Source organism: Nostoc sp. FACHB-888, assembly GCF_014696655.1.
Lineage (GTDB): Bacteria > Cyanobacteriota > Cyanobacteriia > Cyanobacteriales > Nostocaceae > Nostoc.
In genome coordinates this window covers 13,435-35,450 of sequence record NZ_JACJQM010000046.1, presented here as the reverse complement: position 1 = coordinate 35,450, position 22,016 = coordinate 13,435, and the positions used below count along the sequence as shown (strand labels likewise).

General features: G+C 38.8%; 15 protein-coding genes. 3 read left to right on the top strand and 12 right to left on the bottom strand.

Annotation, left to right across the window (positions count from 1 at the left end; translation table 11 throughout):
* Positions 1-39 precede the first annotated feature (39 nt).
* The 3 genes from H6G26_RS24005 to H6G26_RS23990 all read right to left on the bottom strand — a co-directional run bounded on the left by H6G26_RS24005 (position 40) and on the right by H6G26_RS23990 (position 4,165).
* Positions 40-1,773, bottom strand: a complete 1,734-nt coding sequence (locus tag H6G26_RS24005) for an ABC transporter ATP-binding protein (RefSeq protein WP_190731843.1) — start codon at positions 1,771-1,773, stop codon at positions 40-42.
* A 928-nt stretch (positions 1,774-2,701) separates the two neighbouring features.
* Complete coding sequence (locus tag H6G26_RS23995; protein ID WP_190731864.1) at positions 2,702-2,950, bottom strand: hypothetical protein; 249 nt, start codon at positions 2,948-2,950, stop codon at positions 2,702-2,704.
* 264 nt (positions 2,951-3,214) lie between these two features.
* Positions 3,215-4,165 carry an RpoD/SigA family RNA polymerase sigma factor gene (locus tag H6G26_RS23990; RefSeq protein ID WP_190731841.1) on the bottom strand — a complete coding sequence of 317 codons (951 nt, stop codon included), beginning with the start codon at positions 4,163-4,165 and terminating at the stop codon, positions 3,215-3,217.
* Positions 4,166-4,534: 369 nt separating this feature from the next.
* On the opposite strand from H6G26_RS23990, the gene H6G26_RS23985 reads away from it, so the two are divergent.
* Together H6G26_RS23985 and H6G26_RS23980 are read left to right on the top strand one after the other, a co-directional pair.
* Positions 4,535-4,984, top strand: a complete 450-nt coding sequence (locus H6G26_RS23985) for a hypothetical protein (protein WP_190731839.1) — start codon at positions 4,535-4,537, stop codon at positions 4,982-4,984.
* Positions 4,985-5,190: 206 nt separating this feature from the next.
* A complete protein-coding gene (locus tag H6G26_RS23980; RefSeq protein ID WP_190731837.1) occupies positions 5,191-7,110 on the top strand; it encodes a strawberry notch-like NTP hydrolase domain-containing protein in 1,920 nt (639 codons plus the stop codon).
* Positions 7,111-7,478: 368 nt separating this feature from the next.
* Here H6G26_RS23980 and H6G26_RS23975 read toward each other — a convergent pair whose 3' ends face one another.
* The 3 genes from H6G26_RS23975 to H6G26_RS23965 form a co-directional block, all read right to left on the bottom strand.
* A complete protein-coding gene (locus H6G26_RS23975) occupies positions 7,479-8,039 on the bottom strand; it encodes a hypothetical protein (protein ID WP_190731835.1) in 561 nt (186 codons plus the stop codon).
* A gap of 223 nt (positions 8,040-8,262) precedes the next feature.
* Entirely contained in the window at positions 8,263-9,729 is a 1,467-nt protein-coding gene (locus H6G26_RS23970; RefSeq protein ID WP_190731833.1) for a hypothetical protein, read from the bottom strand.
* A 145-nt stretch (positions 9,730-9,874) separates the two neighbouring features.
* Entirely contained in the window at positions 9,875-10,138 is a 264-nt protein-coding gene (locus tag H6G26_RS23965) for a hypothetical protein (protein WP_190731831.1), read from the bottom strand.
* A gap of 187 nt (positions 10,139-10,325) precedes the next feature.
* On the opposite strand from H6G26_RS23965, the gene H6G26_RS23960 reads away from it, so the two are divergent.
* Positions 10,326-11,273 (top strand): XRE family transcriptional regulator, encoded by a 948-nt coding sequence (locus H6G26_RS23960; protein WP_190731830.1) that lies wholly within the window; start codon positions 10,326-10,328, stop codon positions 11,271-11,273.
* Between the two features lie 120 nt (positions 11,274-11,393).
* On the opposite strand, the gene H6G26_RS23955 is transcribed toward H6G26_RS23960, so the two are convergent.
* The 6 genes from H6G26_RS23955 to H6G26_RS23930 all read right to left on the bottom strand — a co-directional run bounded on the left by H6G26_RS23955 (position 11,394) and on the right by H6G26_RS23930 (position 22,005).
* On the bottom strand, positions 11,394-14,543 hold the full coding sequence (locus tag H6G26_RS23955; RefSeq protein WP_242053845.1) for a UvrD-helicase domain-containing protein: 3,150 nt from the start codon (positions 14,541-14,543) through the stop codon (positions 11,394-11,396).
* Positions 14,544-14,644: 101 nt separating this feature from the next.
* Positions 14,645-15,358: a SprT family zinc-dependent metalloprotease gene (locus tag H6G26_RS23950; protein WP_190731827.1), complete on the bottom strand. Its 714-nt coding sequence runs from the start codon at positions 15,356-15,358 to the stop codon at positions 14,645-14,647.
* Between the two features lie 93 nt (positions 15,359-15,451).
* Positions 15,452-16,057: a hypothetical protein gene (locus tag H6G26_RS23945; protein ID WP_190731826.1), complete on the bottom strand. Its 606-nt coding sequence runs from the start codon at positions 16,055-16,057 to the stop codon at positions 15,452-15,454.
* Positions 16,058-16,074: 17 nt separating this feature from the next.
* Positions 16,075-19,209: a type I restriction endonuclease subunit R gene (locus H6G26_RS23940; RefSeq protein ID WP_190731824.1), complete on the bottom strand. Its 3,135-nt coding sequence runs from the start codon at positions 19,207-19,209 to the stop codon at positions 16,075-16,077.
* Positions 19,206-20,477: a restriction endonuclease subunit S gene (locus H6G26_RS23935; RefSeq protein WP_190731822.1), complete on the bottom strand. Its 1,272-nt coding sequence runs from the start codon at positions 20,475-20,477 to the stop codon at positions 19,206-19,208. Before H6G26_RS23935 ends, H6G26_RS23940 begins: the two co-directional genes overlap by 4 nt.
* Positions 20,467-22,005 carry a type I restriction-modification system subunit M gene (locus H6G26_RS23930; protein WP_199327068.1) on the bottom strand — a complete coding sequence of 513 codons (1,539 nt, stop codon included), beginning with the start codon at positions 22,003-22,005 and terminating at the stop codon, positions 20,467-20,469. The genes H6G26_RS23935 and H6G26_RS23930 overlap by 11 nt, the downstream gene beginning before the upstream one ends.
* Positions 22,006-22,016 lie beyond the last annotated feature (11 nt).

Here is a 22,016-nt window from a genome sequence, read left to right as displayed (position 1 = left end):
TTCAAAATTTTAATAAAGAAAGTTAGTAATTAAAAATAACTAAAAGCCCCAACTTTGTGCAGTAATATGTGCATCCCACATTTGGCTATATAAATTATTACTTTTAAGTAAATCTATATGTCGCCCCTTACCAACAATTTGACCTTTATTTACTACAATAATCTGATCTGCATCGCTAATTGTTGATAAACGATGAGCGATAATTAATAAGGTTTTATCTTGAACCAAATTACTAATAGCTGATTGAATTTGCACCTCAGTTTCCGGATCGATAAAAGCCGTAGCTTCATCTAAAATTACAATAGGAGCATTTTTGATTATTGCCCGTGCAATTGCAATTCGCTGCTGCTGCCCACCACTAAGGAGACTACCGCGTTCCCCAATTACAGTTTCATAACCATTTGGTAATGCTTGAATAAAATCATGGCACTGTGCAGCTTTCGATGCTGCTATTACTTCTTCAAAATTAGCTTGAAGATTTCCCATATAAATATTGTTATAAATAGTATCGTTAAATAAACTAATGCCTTGAAATACAAAAGCAATTTTTGACATGAGATATTCGGTTTGAATATCTTTAATATTAATTCCACCAATGCTAATTGCCCCTTTACTCACATCCCAAAATCGAGCAATTAGTCGAGTAATGGTTGTTTTTCCTGAACCAGAAGGGCCAACTAGGGCGGTGATGCTTTTGGGTGGCACTACAAAACTGATATTATGAAGAACTTCGTTATTTTCATAAGCGAAATAAACATCTCGAAATTCGATAGTTAAATCTTTAGGCATATTAAGGCTTTTAGATTCAACTAAAGAAGATTCGTTCATAATAGCGCTAATTCTTCTTGCACTCTCTTCAAGTTGTATGGATACGTGAGATGATTCCACAAATTTGTATAAAGGAGCGCAAATGCCAACTCCTAAAAGTAGAAATAAAATAAATTTTGGTATAGAAATGCTATCAATACTTAATAAATAAATACCAACAGGAATAATAAATATGATATTAGCAGTTACGCTAACTGTAAATAAAGTCCAAGGCAACAAGCTTTTTTTAGCCCATACTTCTTCGTAGTCATGGTATTCTCGTACAGATTCTTTATACTTACTGAAAGATTCCGTTGTTTGAGAAAAAGCTTTGATTGCGCTCATTCCCTGGATATATTCAATTATTGAATTGTTCATCTTCTCCATTGCATCGTAGTAGCCTTCCACGAGTTTTTCTGAGCCGCGAAATGCCAATTTCTGAGATCCGATTGCCAGAGGAACACCAGCGATCGCAGCTAAAGTCATTCGCCAATCTACGATGAACAAATATCCTACTACAATAGGGAAAGTAGCAAGTATACCCACTAGCTTAGGAAACCCGTGAGCAATAAATAATTCCAGAGATTCCACATCCTCATTCATTACTTTTTTGATCGCGCCAGTTTGCTTGTTGTTAAAATAACCTAGCGGCAATGTGCCAAACTTTTGCGAAAGACCGATTCGGATGTCGTATAAGATGTTATAGGCAGCTATGTGGGCAAAAGAACTAGCAATTCCTAAAGTAGCCCACCGTGCAACAATTGTGATAAAGCTAATAAAAGTAAGTTTCCAAACGTATATTTGGTCAGCAGGTGGGTTGAATAGTTCGATAATAATCCAATAGATGAGAATGAAAGGAACTAAACCCAATACTGTAGCGATGGCAGCTAAAATACCAGAAGCAATTAATCTAATTTTTTGCATTCCTGCAAGTTTAAATATATCGGTTAGAGAGCTTAGAGGCATTTTTCACCTGCTTTTATGTAACTTATACTAATTTAATATGAAGCTGCATGGGAAAGAGCTTCTAAAACATTAATTATCGTATTACATGGCTCTAAGCTGACAAGCGTAGTAGGTAAAGCTACGGCTGGCCTGGCAGATACCTTTAAGCAATCGGTTTATTTTATTGCCTGTGTAGCTGTTGCAGTCAACGCTGGTGGTCTACGCAAAATGAATGTTGCTAGGATGTGTTTTAAAAGTTGATAAAATGGTTGAAAATACTAAAGCTCAGTGAGTTTAGCATTCACCTATGATTCTTCCACCGCAGCGTTGAAACGATTTGACATTGCTTCCTGCTCAAAAACCAGAAATCGGTCGTCCAAGCTTCATACCACCGCACGATGATCAACGGTATATTGTGGATTCTGCGAATGCTCCACGCCGTGGCGTGATCTACCAGAACGTTACGGAGCATGGGAGACAGTAGCATGTCGATTTTACCGTTGGCGTAAAAGTGGACTCTGGCAAAAAATCTTGCAGTTCTTGCAGCGACAAGCTGATGCGTCGGGCCAACTGGATTGGAAAGTACATTATGTAGATGGTAGTGTTATCTGTGCCCACCAACATGCGGCCGGAGCAAAAAGGGGGAGCTAAACTCCGAAAGTGAGTTGTCTGAAATTGAACAGGTGCAGCTTTCGAGTTGCTCTGGATTGTTCCAAAGGTGGCTTTAGGACTAAGATACATCTGCGCTGTGATGGCAATGGCCTCCCAGTTTACTGCTTTGCCAATCAAACTAAGAACCTGGCAGGGGCCGAGGTCTTTGCACAGTTTGCACCTCCTGAATGACTCCTAAACACTAGACTTACTCTTTACCAGTTTGAGTTAGGTTGGGCGAATGAGCGCACAGCTTCACTCACTTTCGTGCGCTCATTCAAAACCTTGAGACAACAAATCATCCGGCTATGTCTTTACCGCTCTTGTAAGTCATAGCTCTGGGTTTTCTCTTCTTAAGAGGGACTACTGATTTCTTGGGTGCTTGTGGCGGACGGCATTGCTCACAGTAGAGCGGTCGCACACCAAAGGTTTCTCGTTGTGTGGGTTGTTCGCACTGCTTACATACGAAGTTAAAAACGCGGGTGTGAATTTCCCGCTTGTGCGCTCTGACGGTATACTCTCGGACATCAATTGTTTTACTGGGCATCGGTTCTGTAATCGCTGTTCTATTTATAAGGATAGTTTCTGGTATCAATATATTCATGCATCATTTGATTGAAACAGTGACAATCTGATGGTTTTTCGCCAGGGATTAAGCAGAGGCGATGCCACCGGTTCATGGCAGTACGCGATCGCACTCCTGACAGCCGCAATTAAAGGCATCTTTAACAGCAGTACCGATTTGTTTTCAGTCTTTGGAATAGCGAGTTCGAGTTATATAAATGAAACCAGAGTGCAACAACCCTTAGCCCTAATTAAGAAGATAATCTTTGATCTTGTTTTGATGAAAGCGCAAAATAGAGAGAGCAAGATGTTCAGTTTTACGAATTGTTTCTCGACAAAGATTCAGGCGTTCTGCAACTTGACTCAAAGTCAGTTCCTGATTATCTTCCAATCCAAAACGTAGAGTCAATACTTCTCGTTGCCTTGGATTAAGCAATGCTAGCAACTTGCTCAAGTCTTGGTGTAAAAACTCTTGAGCTATTTGCTCATCTAGAGAAATACCATCCATCGGTAAAATATCAGCTAGTTCAGTTTCGCGCTCATCTCCGACTCTCATTTCTAGCGACACTGGAGTGCGCGAAACGTGAAGATATTCCCGTATTTGATTGGGCAATACATTTAAGGATTCGGCAATTTCTGCTACAACCGGAGGACGACCCAAAGACTGAGACAGTTGCTGCTGTACTCTCCTGATTTTGTTTAATTTATCGTTGATATGGATTGGCAGACGGATAGTGCGAGATTTTTCTCCGATCGCCCGTGTTATTGACTGCTTAATCCACCAATAAACGTAGGTTGATAGTTTATAGCCTCGGTTGGGATCAAACTTTTCGATTCCCTTTTGTAAACCTAGTGCCCCTTCTTGGAGCAGATCGAGAAAATCTAAATTGTGGTTCTGGTATTTTTTGGCAACAGAAACCACCAGACGTAGGTTAGCTGTTACCATTTTCTCTTTAGCTTTTTGACCTTGTTGAATGATTGATTGTACTTCAGTATCGCTTTGCCCAAGTGAGGCGGCTAATTCCCTTGCAGTTGGTTGTCGATTTAGTTGAAGTGCAAGGCTTGAGCGTTGTTCTTCAATCGCCATCATCTGCTGCACAAGCCTAGCATTTGTAATTTCTTGCTCAGGAGTTAGCAGAGGGTAGCGTCCGATTTCTTTGAGGTAGGAGCGAACTAAGTCGGTAGTTGGATTGGACATACTTTCAAATAATTGTGAGGACTACTTTTATTTTTCGTTTGGGTAAAATGTTTTATTTCAAGAATTAGCTAATAAATCAAATCTTAATCATACACTTAAACCAATATTTATATTTGTCAAATATATTTATAGGTATAATACTTGAAATCTTCAAACAGGTAAATACTAAAACCTGCTTTATTTTGTAACTAAGTTTTAAGGTAATGAAAAACTTGGTTAGATTAAATCAAAGAGACGCTACGCTAAATTTAGAGTGAAGTCCTCTCTTGAAGAGAGGATGTGTTCAAATTCGCTTCACATTTGGACAAGACCCAAAGACGCTTTGCGTAAATCAATTGAAAATCACAAATACTTAGTTGAGAAAAAATCATGGATATGCAACCTCTACTCACCTTGTCAATCGTAGTCATCTTTTGGGCATTCGTTACTCTCGTTATGTTCCAGTTCATTAATGGGCTATTTGTATCGGCTGCTTACGCTAGTAATGTGGTTTCGATTTGCAATGGAAATATAGCTGCTTCTACAATTTCATCACTATCAGAAATAATCACACCACAACAAGTTCAGACTTTTGAAAAATTGCCAGATCCTTGGACGTTAGAGGATGAAGTTATTCACCGCACAAGCAATGAAGCAGTTGTTCTCTCATTCCCCACATTGAGATTACTACCTCCAGTTAAAGAAATTTCACCACAACCAAAACGTACTACTCGTTCAAACAAAGCTAATAATCTTGCCAACAAGTCACCGAAAACTAAAAAGGCTGATGTAAATTCTTCAGGCAAGCGCAAGCCAGGCAGACCGCGTAAAGCTGCATAAAACTAAGAAGCTAAAAGGTGAAAGGGATAAAAATTTACTTTCTCTCTTCCCCTTTTACTAATACTTTATTCTTAGCCTCCGACTGATCAACGGAGGCTAACTTATTTCCTGAAAAATAGTGAACGTTATGTGCCTGTTTGATAGCTAACAAAGCCCACATATTAGCTTCGCTTTTTCAAGAGTGAAAATTAAAATTATATAGTCCAATGGTACAGCAACTTTTCACTCAAGGTTCTTTATTCGATTTGCAAACAGTAATCGATTATGGGCAGTCAGTTATTAGTGTTGCCCAAGAGCTTGCAAAACTTTTAATAGATAATCGCCCTCTCTCTACGAAAACTGTTTCTTACCAGATGAATCGCTACTTTCTAGGCACTGCCGCGTCTGGTGCATGGCAATGGAAAGATGCTTACGAAGCTGTGGAAGTGGCGCAAATATTATATCTGCGCCAAAAAGGTTACAAGCTTTTATTAGAGTCGCCACAAACAGTATTATTGGAATTGGAGAAGTTAGTAGCCCTCTGCCCAACGCATACTCGCCGTAGTGAAGAGTCAGTACAGCTTCAGCAATTCTCGACACCTCTGCCGCTTGCTTATCTGGTAGCCAAAGCAGGATTTATACAAGGTACTGACTTGATTCTGGAGCCTTCCGCCGGAACTGGCTTATTGGCACAAATGGCTAAATTGCACGGTGCAAGTCTCATGCTCAACGAACTCGCACCCGACAGAAGTAAGATTCTGCGGCGGTTATTCCCTGGCACACCATTATTCTCAGTAAACGCGGAACAGATTAACGACTATCTGGTTGGCAAGACTCAGCCCTCAGTTGTGCTGATGAATCCACCTTTCTCTGCATCTCTCAAAATCAGCAGTCGCAATCCCGACGCAACAAAGAGCCACATCAACTCGGCATTGCAAAGACTGGCTGACGGTGGACGGCTGGTAACAATCACAGCCAACTGGTTCTCACCTAATAATCCCACTTGGCGCGAGACTTTCGTTAGGTGGCAAGAGAAAGCGCGGGTTCTACTGTCTGTTGGGGTCAACGGCAAGGTGTACTCGAAACACGGGACGACGATGGAAACCCGGATTACGGTAATTGATAAAGTCCCGGCTGATAATCACAGGCAAATTCCCTGTATTCCCGAAACCTTGGACTTGCCCGAACTACTGACGTTGATTGAGCATTTGCCACAGCGATCTCCGTGGAAACGCTCAGAAAAAGTCAAAGCTACTGCGAAGGCAAAAGTTGTTCAATTGCCAAAGCGTACTACAGTTGCACAACCAGAAACAGTTTCCTCTCTTCCAGACGATGTAGTAGTGCTGGAATATGAAGTTGTCGAATGGTCTGCTACAGAAGGACTTAAAGATACTTTATATGAAACCTATCGCCCACAGCGAATCCGAATCAAAAACGCTTTACCTCATCCCTCGCTGCTCTGTGAGAGTGCAGCCCTAGCACTTGTGTCACCACCAGCACCAACTTATAAACCGCATCTTCCTAGCAACATTATCACACAAGGCTTGTTATCAGAGGCACAACTTGAAAGCGTTATTTACGCAGGACAGGCTCACTGTGAATTTCTGTTTGGGTCTTATATTGTGGATGATTCGTGGGATAATGTGACTATAGCGGCAAATAGTGAAGAAAATGCCGTAAAATTTCGTCGTGGCTGGTTCTTAGGCGATGGGACAGGTGCGGGGAAAGGAAGACAGTGTGCCGGAATCATCCTCGACAACTGGTGTCAGGGACGAAGAAAAGCCATTTGGATATCTAAAAGTTCTGCCTTAATTGAAGATGCCCGTAGAGACTGGTGTGCTTTAGGAGGTGATGCAAAAGACATTATCGACCTCTCAAATATCAAACTTGGCGACTTCATCCCTTTCACCCAAGGCATTCTGTTCTGCACGTACTCAACTCTACGCTCTCAAAAGAACGGTAAAAGTCGGCTCAAGCAAATCGTTGAGTGGGCAGGTAAGGACTTTGAGGGTGCGATCGCCTTTGACGAGTGCCACAGTATGGGCAATGCAATGGCGCAAGAGGGCAAACTGGGCATGGTTGCAGCATCCCAGCAAGGCATTGTTGGGCTGCGGTTGCAAAATGCACTTGCCTTAGCAAAACTATAAGTTTAAGCAAAGCTCATGCTTATAAAAATATTGATGCTATTGATCGTTCATCCATTCTTCGCAATATTCACAAAAACCAAATTCCCACGAAAAACCCGGTATAATTGCTCCACATCGGCTACATTCTGTTAATGGATTAACACTATTACATTCTGAGTTAGTACATATACCTTCATACTGTCCAGAAGTAATAAGAGTTTCCTGGTAGCAATCTGGGCATATAGTAAAAGGAAAATATGCTCCTTTACTAGATACATATTCTTGCTTCAACTCTTGAATAATTTGTTTAGGCTTACGTTTAAAATCTTTAAGCCTAGATTGAACATTTTCATTCCATTCTTTTTTACGTTGTTGTTCAACTCGCTTTCTTATTGAATCAATAGTACATATCTTTTCTTGAAGCTCTTTCTTTTCAGGTGAACTTCAATATTTATCTGAAGCTCTTTAATAAGAAAATTATCAATTAATTCCAAAAACTTTGATACATTTTTCCATAATTGAAATTTATTTATTGATACTTTGTAATGTTCAAATTGATTTCTTATATCTTGTATAACTCTAATAACCTCAAGTTCATCTTTAGAAAATATTACTTTAGGCCCAATTTCAAGTCTCTCCAAGGCTTCATCAAAGTCTACTGTATTTGGAGTTTTCCCAGAAGATAGCTTTTGCTTTACTTCATTGACTCTTCCTTTAAAAATAAGTTCTGGTAAATGGCGAGAAAGTCGCTCTTTAAGAAGTAATAAAAAACCAGAAAATAGATGTAGTACACCATATTTATAGCCATTCATACTAATATGTGTAGCATTAGAATATTCTCTAAGAATATGGTCTTCATCAAAAAGTTCATCTATTCCCTTTAGAATAAAATCAACTCCATTATCAAGCAGATTTAATTCAAGCGTAATGTCTAATTCTTCGTTACTCATTAAAAATATACTAATTCAAATTCAAAATTAACTGCAAACTCGAAATTATACTGCAACTAAAATTTTATTATCTTAATCATTCATTAGATAGTAAATTCGTATTTTTAAAAGCATTAATTTCAGAATTAAGTAATAAAAATATTGTAACAAAAAAATATAAATAAAATTATATACATAATTAGTATAAAAATAATGTTTAAAAATTTTAAGTCATAAATATTTCTTAAGCCTTAGAGCCAGAAGGCTTATTATCATCACGACCATCAATCAGTATGATATGAGGAGAATCTTTTAGATTCAGACGTTTTAAAATTCGCTCTACTCTGGCAAGTTCTTGTTTCGAGAAATACAATATTACTTTTAAAGACGGCTGCGTTGAGTCACTAGATTTTTCATAGATTTCGCATTGCTTGACAAGATTCTTCTCTAATTGAGAATTTTTAGCTAACTTAAATTCAATTAATGTTTTATCTGCCTTTCCATGAGATACTTTGAAATCAACTGGCCCACGTCCATCATTTACTTCCCTACTTATATCAGAAGGGGTAGAAAACCAAGTTAAACGGTAAAGAATTTGCAAGTCTGCTTCTCGTTCCAGTGGTTTATTATTAATATAAAACAAACGATGTCCACCTTTATTTTCAATAACATCTTTAAGGAAAAGTATTCGTTCTTTCGCCTCAAAGTATGTATTCCCTAAAATTTTGTAAAAGCCACTTGGATTGAGATAGTCATTGACCAGTTGATTAATTTGCTCAATAAAAAGAGTTTTGACCTCTGCAACACGTTCTTCAGCAATAGAAATTGCTTTATCTCCTTCTTTTTCCTTAATTTGAATATAATAATCAATAACCTCTGGAAATTTATCAATCGCCGAACTGATAGCAGCTTCAAAATCTTTTTTTGTTGTTTTTTGTCCAACAGGAAGAACACGTAAAAGGTATTCATTGACTTGAGCGCGTAACACTTCGTTTGGTAATCCACGAGCAATGTTCTGAAAACGATTTAAAAGCTCTGGCCTATTAATCCATGATTCATCTTTTGTTAAAATATCTTCAGGAGTAAGTAAAACATAATTACCTTTTATATAAGGTAATGTAAAAGTTGCCGACATCCAGGTACGTGTATCATAGTTAAATTTTACCTTGTTTACTGTTACTGGTTTGATTTGATTTTTAGACAAATTCTTTAACGCAAATTTTTGAGTATATGTAGCGAGGAAATATTTTATTAGGTTCGTTGTAAAGTCGCTAATATTATCACGCCCTACACCTCCACTAATAAGGCACAGTTTCTCTAAATGGCTACTACGTGTAATTGTCTCTTCACCAAAACTTCTAAATACAGAATTTAAATTTTTGTTTAGTGCTTTAGCAAAATCATTTCCAAGCCCACGACCTTTATTACCTTTTACACTAAACCCCAACCAGTTTTGCTTAACTTCAGGAAATGTAAACCAGGCTTGTACTAAATATGGATTGATCGATCCTGACAAAGATATTTCCTTCAAAAAACGCATATAGCGGATGATATCTTCGTGAAGCTGTTGATAAATTGGTTTTTCACTATTGAATAATAAGAATGGATCTACAAATAAGGGAAGGTCGTTGATGAGCGATATATTGAAAGCTCCATATTCCTCAACTAGAGCCGAGGAAACATTAAAAAAATCTGAAAAGAAAATAGCCATTGTGTAGTTTAAATGGTTTTTGATGCAAAGTCACAAACTTACTCTGCATAGAAAAATTAAAAGATTTAGCCTAGATTAAGTTTTTGCTTGATTATTAATAATAAATAAAGGTGGATCTCCTTTAAGAAGGATTACAATAAAAGCTTTAGACCGTAATTGTATGAGTCCAGCTTGGTAAACCTTGGTTGGCTAAATAATTTACGAGATCAGGAGTTCCATAAAACTGAGTTTTACCTGCCCGAACAAAAGCGAGGGCTGATTTATCTATTTTGAGTCCGGCGGCACGAGCGGCAACGGTTAAATCTCTTAGCAAATTTGCTCTGGCAGTATCTGAATCAGTACGAGTATTTGCATTAAAGACAGCGAAATCAATTCCTTGAGTACGAAGGTGCGCTAATTCTACTTGCATTGTTTTCCTTTACAATTCAAAAGGTTTATGGATACTGTGAAAAGCAAATTTACTATGGCACAATCTAAGCTTTAATATAGATGTGCTAAAAATTCACCCTCGCACAGATTAGATACAGCTTACTCGGTAAAAAAAATTGTGTCAATGATTCACGTTCGCACAAAAATTAAAAAAAGCTTTATTTTATATGGATAGTCAAACACAACTTCTGATTAAATTGCTGAAGCAGAAACGAGAAGCTCAGGGGTATAGCCTTAGAAAGCTTTCATCTATCATAGGAGTCAGCTTCTCAACTCTAGGCCGTATCGAGAGAGGAGATGGAGAGCCTGATAACAATACAAAGATCCGTATTCTTGAGTGGCTTGGTGATGATGCTCGAAATGCTGGTATAAATTTTGATATTGCAGCTTTAGTACATTTTCGGGCGCGTAAACAAATTGGCTCAGAAACCGTTCAAGGACTTTTACGGGTTGCAGATTATCTCAAATGTCAATATAGTTCAGACTCAACTGACACTTTTATGGAACCAAGCAGTATTGAAGAATCTGATATTGCGATTTCTTTAACTAAAGATGAAATGGAAAAAATGGCAGAAGAATTTCGTAAAGATATTGGATTGTTTGAAAACGAAGCACTTGATCCTTTTTATCTCAAGGTTGAGGGTGTAGAAATGATGAGCCTTGCAGACATTAGTGGTATTGATAATGATTTAAAGTCCCAGTTATTAAATTCTGAAAAGCAGAGTTGGTCTGCCATGAGTATTCCTCTTGAAGAAGGCTCGGATAAATGGGCAATTATTTGGAATAGCTCTCAAAGCCAAAAACGTCAACGGGTTTCTTTGTTAGAAGAAATATGGCATATCCTACTTGGTCATCAATTAACACGAATAACAAAGGTAGCTGATATTTATGGCAGAACTTTTGCTGAAGTTGAGGAGCATGATGCTTACTATCTCGCAGCAGCAACTCTCCTCCCATCAGATGTAATCAAGAAGCTTGTTAAAGAAAAGCAGGATATCTCTGAAGTGGCAGCAAACTATGGTATTACACCCAATCTTATAGAATATCGAATCAAGCGCCTTGGATTATGGCATCAGTACAAAGGGATGAAAGTTACACTTGTCCCGAAAGGGTAATTTTTCAAGCCTATAGATAGTTTAATGTTGTACTACTACAAATTCCAATGCCTATGTAACCAGGACGTTAGAAGTGTTGTTTTTGTAATCAATTTTAACTTTAAGTAACATAAAAATATTTTAAGGAAATTTAGGAATACGGTCAAATACTGGATTGCATATTCCTCTATCAACATGATAAACTGCCAGCTTATTTTCTAAATCGTCATAAAATCTTGCTTCTATTCCAACAGCCCAGAAAACCCAAGTTGCATTATCAAAATATTTTTGTACTGAAAACTCCTCTATAGGGTAGGTGCGAAACCAAACCTTTTCTTTAGATTTCCAGCTATAGCCTCCATCATGGAATAAATGCTTTATCAAGTAAGTGCCACTCTCACCTTTTCCATGCTGATTACCAACTTTTACAGTAATATGTTTAATTGTTTCAACAAAAGGTGGATAATCTGACCAATTCAAGAACGAAATTTTTGTTTTTTCCTTTAATTCCTCAAGAAAAGGCGAAATATTATCTGTTTCAGTAATAATAAATAAATTATCGACAGCACGAGTTAATGCAACATAGAAAAGGCGACGCTCCTCATTAATAGTTCTTTCAGTACTATCGCCAAAAATACGTGTAAACATTAAGTCAGGGTGGATCAATGGGTAGCAATTAGGGACAGCATCAAGTATTATAACTACATCTTTCTCAAGACCTTTATACTTATGAGATGTGGAAATAGTTACTTTATGCCTTAACTCTTGAGGAAGATAAGACTGCACAAGCTGTAAAAAGCTTTTAAGTATGCCATTTTCCGATTTAAATTTTTCTTTTCTATAATTTGTATGCCAAGGCAAACTATTTTTACGGCAAAGTAAAACTACGCTTTTATCAACTTTTATAGCTTTGTTCACTAAACGTAATATCGCTGGTGTTAAGCTATTACTTTGATGTTCTTCTAATTCTCTTAGGGTTGGTTCAAACCGTGCTAAATCAGCAATTTCAACCATACCTAATTGATTTTTATCAGCACGAGCAGGAGTCCCTAATCCTTGCATTAATTTATTACTGATATCGACAATTGAAGTAGCCGAACGATAATTTGTAGAAATATAAAGTTTTTGCGAAAGCTCAAAAAATCTTGCAAAATTATCATAAAAACGAAGATTAGAACCAGCAAAACCGTTAATAGCTTGCCAATCGTCACCCACACAAAAGAAGGTAGCTTGAGTATTCTGCTCTCTAATCGCTGATATCAGATGGTGAAACAGCTCTGAAAAATCTTGATACTCATCAATGAGTATATATCGAACAGATTTTAAATCGCCAGACCCAGATTTGCGGCGAAATGTAGTTTGTCCCGATTTTACACATACCGCAGCTTTTTGGATTATTCCATCAAAATCATCTTCACCTGTTAACTCAAGGTGTTCTAAATAAGATTTATAAAATTTTTGCACTGACTCTAAGAACTGCTGTTCGCCCTCATTAGCACAGGAATGGCTATTAATTATTGAGGTTAAATTTTCTGGAGTAAGAGAAAGCTTACGGCAGCGTTGAATAAATGATGTTACTACCTTAGTAAATCGGTCTATAGCACGAACCTTAACTCGTTGCCAGATTTCTTCTTCGCTCAAGCGCTTGCAAGTAATTCCTAAATATTCTAACTCTTGTTGAAGTACATGAAGAGAATATCCTATACCTTCATCTTTAATAATACTCGGTGTTAATTCAATTAAATGCCAGTCAGGTTGATTTTCCCAATACTTGCGCTTTTCATCAGACATAGCATCGTACTCAGAATCTCCTTCAAGCCCGAAATATTCGATTATTATTCCTTGATTTTTACCAGTAAAAATAGTAAAGTCCGGGCGGTAGTTGATGCCACCCCACCAAAAATTCTGCTCGTATTTATATAGAATATTATGTTCAAATAGGAAATCTGCAATGGCTTTCTCTCCATAAGATTTTACATAAGTTCCATCAATTCCTTCTCGTGGAAGAGAGCGACGATAACGCAACATTTCTTCAGGGCTTTTATCATAACCTTCCAAAAACAAACGTTCCCAGTCTTGGCGAAAGTGTCCCATCATCAACACTTTGATTTTTTCATGAAATAAAGTATCTTGCAAATATTCATCAATTACTTTTTGTAGCATCCGGCTTTTACTTTGTTGTCCATCTGGCTCATCAAAAAGAATACTTTTTTCTGGATGAACTAAAGCATAAGCTAGTGCATGGAAAGTCATCACATGAGGAATAGAAGATTCTAGTTTTGAACAGAGGCGGTCTTTTATCTCCTCTGCGGCTTTCTTGTTAAAAGCTAAAAGTAAAATCTCATGAGGTGGAACACCACAATGTTTCTGTAAAAATAAAGCTCTGTTAACTATAGTTGAAGTTTTACCACTACCAGCACGCGCTACTACTTGCACATGACCTTCAACAGCACCAATAGCTGCTGCTTGTTCAAGGTCAGGCAGGGTAGAGGTATTTAATTTATTTTTTACCCAAAATTGTATATAATTTGATTTTTCTGATTGATATTCTTCAAAAGATATATATTCAGTACACTGTGAATAATAAAAATCAGCAACGCTAAGAAAATTTTGTTCTAATTGCTGCTTTAAATTTAATACTAAAGCCTGCTTGTGTGCAATTCGTAGCCTTTCTTGTTCTTTACGCTCTTGTTCAATTAGTTCCTCTTTATATTTTTCTCTAATTCTTTGTTCTTGCTCATTCCGCTTGGCTATAAGCTGTAATAATTCTTTTTCTTTGCTCTCTTCAATAAGAACTTTTTTCTGCCGTTCCTGTTCAATATAAACACGGTCTTGATATCTTTCTACAATTTTGGGTTGTCGCTGATTTTGCATTGGTGCAAGTGATAACTGCTCTTTCTCTGTGCATTCATGTTGTATACAGGCTCTTTCCTGACGTTGTTTTTCCAATTCTAGAGACAGATGATCAAGTTGTGTAACTATTTTCCCTTGCTGTAGAAATTCACTAACTTCTTTATAATCTAAGGGTGGAATTATATAATTAAATTCTTTAATAAATCTATCTTTTTTATATTTAATAGTGTAGTGACAAGCTTTTTCATAGGGTATAGTATCTGTGAATGGATAGCTGACACATATATTTTTACCATTATTGTCTAAACTTGAAACTCTCCCTCTTCCTCGTCCAGAATTTATAATTTCTCTTCCAACAAGAAGTCTCCATAGATTAACGTTACGAGCAATTATTTGAGCAAAACTTTTAACATTATCAATCTGTGAAACCTTATCCATACCTTGCTTAGTTACAACCAGAATGCAGACACCAGCTTTAACGCCTAGTTTCAGTTTTCCCTTAAATTAAGCATGATCTATCAACAGTATAAAAAAAGCAGTCATACGTACCCTTCCCAAGCTTCCAGTTGAGCCTTCTGCGTCCTCCAGTCCGGCATAACGCATGAGAGCGCATCCCAAAAAGCATCTCCATGATTTCGATGCAGCAAGTGAACAATCTCATGTGCTACCACATACTCCAAGACTGACAAAGGCGCATCAACTAACTGCCAATTGATGCGGATCACCCTATCTTTAGAGCAGGTTCCCCAAACTCGCTTTTGCTCTGAAAGCTTGACAGGTGGTAACTGAACACCCAACTTACGGGCATATATTTTGGTGAAGTGCTGAATATCTTGCCAAGCGCGATCGCGTTTCCAATGAGTTAATGCTTGCTCAATAGCATCTTCTCTTTCGTCTCTAGCCAACTGATGAGGTACTTGAATGAAAAAGCGGCTTCTGCAAGCGATAGTAACCTGTTCTACATCGGCTGACTCTACCTGCAACATTAAACGGCGACCTCGGTACATTACTTTCGCCCCACTCACGTAACGCTGAGGGAGTTCCGGTGAATGCTTCGAGCGACAATCTTCAACTGCATTGAATAGCCAGCGACGTTTGCTGTCAAGGAAAGCAGTGATTTTTTCTACAGGAGTATCAGGTGGTGCAACTACTTCCACTGCTTCAGAGGTAACAACGATGCGCTGCTGCTTGGTACGGTTACTGTAGCGCACGGTGTAGGAGATGTTGGTTTGACCGATTTGTAGAATAGGCATAACAATTAAAGGGAGCAAACCGGAAGCTACTAAAGGGAGCAAACCGGAAGCTACTAGCGATTAGACAGACTCAAACTCTTTATTATTAGCATTTTAAGAGCAGCCCTTCTTCCTGATGCAAGAAGAATTTATTTTTGGGCGAATGCAAGTTTTACCGACCTCGACTGAAGAATTAGCTAACACCTCTTTGTACATACAAAGTAAATTTTCTAAATGATCGCCACTTAACTTGTTAAAGGGTGCCGGAAATTCTTCTACAAGCATGATATCTCCATCCTTGACATTAAAGCCTAGAGCGCGAGCGCCGATTGTAACACCTGCATGCATATAAACTTCCCGAAGTTCCAAATCCAGATATTTAGCAATACGGAGTGCGACATCATAAGTAGCTAATAGACCGAAGCCTTTTACGTCATCACTAACAGACTCAACAAATTGGTAAATGGTATCAAAGCTGTCAAAACTGCTGATTTCTAGAATCTCAAAGCGTTCTAAGGCAACTGAAATTGCCTCAGCTAAACACTGGCGACCGACAAGACGTTGATGATCGTTAACTTTTCTCTGTTCGTCTTCACTGAGGAAAGCTTTCTTGACAGCATCTCTTAAATTATCAGCTTTCTTATACCAAGAATATTGCGCCTCAGCATCGCGGTAAACATTGGCAAGATAGTCGTTATATATTTTGGTGTAGGATGTCATACTTGTAAACTCATCACTCAAGTTTTGCTGTAATGTTTGAGCGCATACTCATCAACTTTACTAGGTATATCTTTCCAGTTTTCTAACTTTAAATTAAACACCAATGCACGCACTTTCTGCCGTAGCTCTTTGCGTAACTGTTCTTTCAAATGCCAACCATGAGGCGCGGTTTCATCGCTAGAATAAAGTGCATCAATTTCCTGTGCTGCTTTCTCTAAAGGACTTCGCTCATTATCCGAGGTAGCACTGTTAGAACTGCTCTGGTTGCTGCTATTGTCTTCATCTTGGTTTGCTGGCAAGAATGCCTCTAAAATTTTGAGGACACCGTAAGCTTGCTGGTTCAAACTCGTTTTTTTATAAGCTTGTTCAGCCGTTTGCATCTCGCGCAAGATTTGTTCATAATGCTTAAGAGTTGCGGCAGCTTCAAGTTGACCTTGCTCGAACTGACGCAGAACTTCTAAAACTCTCTCTGAAAATGTGTCGTAGTATAAAGGATTTTCATCAACTTTCTGCTGCATAATTTTGCGGAGTTCGGCACTTTTGCGTACTGCCGCAGTTTTAATCTCTGGTTCAGGGCGATCGCTTGTAAAATCTTTCCAAAAATCTGGGTCTGTGATGTCATGTAATTTGCAAAGCGTCGTTATACCTGTAATATCCAGGTGTTCATTTAGCATTTCTCGGATTTTGGCACTGACATCACGAGAAAGATTAGATTCACGTTTCTCGAAAGTTAGGGTTCCCAAGGGTAAAAATCCAGCTACCCATTTAAGATCAGTTCTGTAATCAAGAATAAATGGGTCAGGGCTTAGGGTATCGTAAGCTTTAATAAAGGGTCTGGCTTGGCGATGAAAATCGTACCATCTATCCTCAGTTCCCAAATGTTGAATGAGAGCGTCGTATTCTTGACGAATATCTCCTGTATTGCGGGGAATGGGTTTGAGAAATTTCATTACCTCTGCATGGGCAGCTTTTAGTTGATTGCGTTCCACCTCCAAGTCTCTCATTGCGTTTTTCACATCGGCTTGACGGTAGGTCGCTAAAGCTTCAGTGAGGTTTTTGGTAACGCCAATATAGTCAACAATTAGCCCAAATTCTTTGTGATCACCATAAACGCGGTTTGTACGTGCGATCGCTTGCAGTAGGTTATGTTCTTTGAGAGGATTATCTAAATACATCACACTTTCGCGGGGTGCATCAAACCCAGTCAGTAGCTTATTGCAGATAATGAGAAAATGCACCGGGGGTACTTCACCACGTTGAACTTTGGCTTCGTATTCAACATCATCCCCAGTAAATCTATTAGTGGCAGCAAGTTCACCGTCTTTATCTAAGGCATATTTTCTCAGGTCTTTGCGGAGTGTATCAATGTACTTGTCTTCGCTCGGTTTGCCATCTTCTTGGTTACTGGAGTAAATTGGAACACTCATCGCTTCCGCCCAAGCTTTTGCTGTTTCTGGGTCAAAACCTTGTTTGGTTAAGCTCTTACTGATGATTTTATCTAATGCCTTTTTGTAGAGAATAATCGCTTCTCGGTCGATTGCAACTATTTGAGCTTTAAACCCTTCTGGGGCAGCATGAAGAGAAAAGTGCGTCCAAATGTCGTAAGCAAGCAGTTCGATGCGTTGGCGATGTTTGACTAAATCTTCAACTTTCACACCTCGCGCTTTAATCTTGTTAACAACTTCCTCTGGTTCATTTGCAAACCAGTTATCAAACAAGATATTTAGCCGTTTCTCATCTACCTCCCATTCTGCTTTCCGGCTAGTGTAACGAATCGGAACCGTAGCACCATCAGCTACCGCGTCATCTATGCTGTAGCGGTCAAGGTAGCCTTCACCGATCAGGCTAAAATTTTGGTATGTGTCTTGGTCAGTATTTTGAATTGGTGTACCAGTAAAACCGATAAAACAAGCATGAACTAAGGTTTTTTCTAAGAATGTACCCAAGTCTCTCTCTTGGGTACGGTGGCATTCATCTACTAAAATAATCCAGTTGTTGCTGTTAAGTGCTTGTTTGGTTGATTCATTAAATTTGAAAATAGTAGAGAGTAAAGTTAAGCCCACAGGATTGCTGTTAATGGCTTTTTGTAGTTCATCACCAGAAGTAATACGTGTAGGGTTAGGCAGCCCACAGGCTAAAAACGTGTTAGCAATCTGGGTGTCTAAATCAATGCGATCTGTAAGGATTAAAATATTGGGATTTTCTAGACAAGGAGAATCAATTGTTTTGTGAGTTTTGAGTTTAAGAGTGGCAAATACCATTGTCAAACTTTTACCTGACCCTTGGGTATGCCAAATCAAGCCTTTACGATATTTGCGTTCTGGGAGACTGGGATCTGGTTTTAAAGGTGCAAGTACTCTGTCTACAATTTTGTTGACTGCACGAAATTGCTGATACCGGCAGATTTTCTTAGTTACTTTCTGTTCGCGTTTCTCAAAAACAATGAAGTGTGCCAGAATATCGAGTAACCGAGAGGGTTCTAGCAAGTACCACAGTTGTTTCTCTAATTCATTGCTGAAGTTGATCCCCCCCGTCCCTCCGTCTTCCTTCCAAGCTCCCCAGTAAGCTGAAGCTGCGTCTGTTGCACCATAGAGAACATTTACCCCATTAGTTATGATATTAAAGGCGTTGGAATAGAACAGGCGGGGAATATCACGCTCATATTGTTTAATTTGCTCAAATGCTTCTCCAGTTTTGTCTTTGGCAATGAAGGGTTTTTTAGCTTCTATGACAACAAGCGGAATACCGTTAATGAAAACGACTATATCAGGTTTACGGGAGTTTTGAGATTTGACGTAAAGCTGATTAGTGACCGTGAAAGTGTTGTTTTCAGGATGAAGGAAATCAATAAGACGGATGGTTTTTTTGGTAGTTTCGCCAGGGACATTACGGCTATAGTTGCCCCGCAGCAGGTTTGTCCATTGCTCATTATCGGTGACAGCAAGCATATCCTGGTAAGTGGCGCGGGTAACTTCTTCAGGTACAGCGTTAATGCGTTGAATTGCTGTAATGAAGATGTCGCGGAGGATCACTTGGTTAAGGGTGTCTCTAGCAGTTTGGTTTTGTTGGGGTGGTAGCCAAGTGAAGCCGAATTTTACTAAGGCATCTATGCAGGGTTTTTCAGCAAGAGTGTATTCGGGGCCTTTGTTCATGGCATGACTCTTACACGGATGCGACCTGTGAGGAGGTCTTGCATTAGACCGCGTTTGATTCCCTCGCAGTTTTGTAATTTATTTTTTTCTCTGTCAATTAATTCATCTAATGCAAATAAAACAGTAGATATTTTTATTTGCTCATTAAGTGGAGGACAAGGTAATAGTAGTTTATAAAACTCATCAAGTGTAACTCTACTTCTTGTTCCACCTTTTGTTAAATTAAGAATCTCGCTTTTTATTTGTGGGCTGTTATATAAACACATCAAAAAATATGTATCTATTTTTTGATGATCAACGCTAGCCTTGATAACATCGGGTGTAACCATCGCAAATGGCTCTTTCTTTGGATAAATACAGGCTATACCAGGAGGCTCACCCATTTTTGTAATCAACAAGTCACCACTCTTAACTGTATATGGTCTATGAAATTGCTCATAGACAGATTCATCCATATAAGTAACTTTACTACCCCAAGAAAAACCATCTTCGGTAACATGGCGTATTTGAATTATGGGAACACCACTATCTCTAAAATCTTTAGCTTTAAAAATTGTTCCAAATGGTCCGGCTGTTAAAGAATTTGGTTCATCTAATACAAGCTCTTTTATTGTTGCCAAATTCCAAGTTTCTGGAATTTTCCCGATCGCACTTTCTTTAAACCGAGTATGACCAATGCCGCCAGTGAGAAGTTGCTGGAGTAGCCCCTGCTTGACTTGGCGGGTTTGGTCAATGACTGCTTGAGTAGATGCGATCGCTTCATCTACACTGCTCAAAATCTCAGCAATTTTCTTTTGTTCAGAAAGCGGAGGAACTGGAACATAAAATTTCTTTAAATCTTTAGTATTAATATGCTTAATTGTAGTTCCAATGAAAATCTCAGACAGGCGCTCTCGACCTGGAGGAGAATTTAAATAGTAAGCAATAAAATGCGAGTCAATTTTGTCCTGAATTGGTTTAGTAATAATTAGAGCATGACAACAAGAATTATCTAATTCAGGAGGAACTATTGCAGATGTACCAATATGTCCTGATTGAACAGTAAGAATATCTCCAGCTTTTACAGATACCTTTGGATTATTTTGTTGGAACTCTAATGTTACAGTCTCTAAATCATCGATTGTTATCCGATTGTATCGGATATTTTTTGCCATTAGATAAGGAACTCCATCTTTTACATAATGCTCAGATACCTTTCCGACAAACCCGTTTTGAATCGAATATGCCAAATCTGTTAATGATTTAAATTCCCAGCCATCAGGAACCATAACCCAGTTCCTCCAAAAATTCCAACATCTTCGCCTCTGCCTTATCCCGCTTTGCCAATAATTCCTTTAAAACCTTTACTTCCGCAGCCACATTAATTTGTTCAACCTCCTCAGCCGTCTGCACATATCGGGCAATATTGAGATTAAAATCATTCTTCTCAATCTCAGCTAAATCCACGACCCGCGCAAAACGTTCTTCATCCTCAAACGCCAAAAACGCCTTAACCAAACGTTCCATATTCGCCTGAGAGAGAGTATTTTGGTTTTTCCCCTCGACCATCTCCTCAGCACCATTCACAAACAGCACTTTACCCCGCCGCTTGGCTGGTTTCTGCTTGTTAATAATCAACACACAAGCCGGAATACCTGTGCCATAAAATAAATTCGGTGCTAACCCAATCACTACCTCAATCAAATCATCTTTCAAAATTCCCTCACGGATTTTCGCTTCCGTACCACCACGAAACAGAATCCCGTGGGGTAAAACTACACCCAACTTACCAGTTTCATTCAAACTAGCAATCATGTGCTGCACAAATGCCAAATCCCCATAGGATTTTGGCGGACAACCGTAAGTATCCCGACTAAACTTATCCCCATTTCTCCAATCTTCATCTCCCCAATTCTTCAGAGAAAACGGCGGATTTGCCAGTACTCGGTCAAATGTTCGTAATACCTTACTTCCCTCCGCAACTAAATGCCTCGGTTTCCGCAACGTATCACCCCGCAGAATAAACGCATCATCAATATCATGGAGAAACAAATTCATCTCACAAATCGCCCAAGTGTTGAGGTTCATTTCCTGACCGTACAACTGCAAGGACTTGGGATTTTTCTTTTGACGTTTGAGATAATTCACCATCTCCAATAACATACCGCCAGAACCACAAGTAGGGTCATAAATACTCATTCCCTCATCTGGTTCTAAGCAGGTGACAATTAAGCGAGTCACCATCTTAGGAGTGTAAAACTCGCCTCCCTTCTTCCCCGCATCATCAGCAAATTTAGAAATCAGATATTCGTAAGCATCCCCCAGAATATCCGCCTTAACATCATAATTCCGCAGGCGATGCTTGCTAAAGTGCTGCAACAACAACTCTAATGTCGCATCGGGGAAGCGTTCTTTATTGTTAAAGTCCACATCCTGAAAGACTCCCCGCAGGCGAGTATTTGCATCTTCAATTGCCCGGAAAGCAGCATTAAGATTTTCACCAATATTTGTGGAATGCTTGCGTACATCATTCCAAAACGCCCCAGGTGGAATGTGAAAGCGATGCTCTTCAGGATCAGCTGCTAATTGTGCATCTTGATAAAGATTCAGCCGTTCCTCATATTCTTCTTCCCACACATCACACAAACGCTTGAAGAACAACAGCCCAAAAATGTAGTGTTTGAAGTCCCCAGAGTCAATTTTTCCCCGTAATATGTCAGCAGCATCCCAAAGATGTTTTTCTAGCTGCTGCTGGGTCATTTTGCCAACATAGGTCAACGGTAGCTCAGTAGAAGTATCATTTTTGACCTTTAGCATTTTCTGACTCG